This window comes from Pseudomonas sp. Bc-h, from assembly GCF_002080045.1.
Classification (GTDB): Bacteria; Pseudomonadota; Gammaproteobacteria; order Pseudomonadales; family Pseudomonadaceae; genus Aquipseudomonas.
Map to the genome: position 1 here is coordinate 1 of NZ_MUIN01000068.1, position 329 is coordinate 329.

The 329-nt window shown below is 45.9% G+C and carries 1 protein-coding gene; it reads right to left on the minus strand.

The window, feature by feature from the left end; genetic code table 11:
• Positions 1–78: 78 nt before the first annotated feature.
• The coding region (locus tag BWR59_RS32695; RefSeq protein ID WP_218191334.1) for a hypothetical protein at positions 79–329 on the minus strand (251 nt) is incomplete at its 5' end.

Here is a 329-nt window from a genome sequence, read left to right on the forward strand (position 1 = left end):
GTTTAAGCATCTCAAGAATTTCCAATGCAAAAAACAGACCAATTCCAATGGAACCCATGAAATAGGCTTTAGTCAGGGTCACTGTTTAGTCCCTTTCGTTGGCAACGGTTCTACCCATTTAAAAACTTCCGTGATAGTTCGCCGCTCGCCGTGCTCCCCATCAGGCTTATCTTTAGCCAATGGAAAATGATAAAACCATGAGTGTTGACCAGCAACGTTCACAACCTGAAACTGCACATGATCGCCGTTCTTAGCTGGCTTCCCGTCAGCATCACAGCGAGTAGCTGTGCAAGCATCTTCAGGTTTGTCTTTCGGCGGATTACCAAATC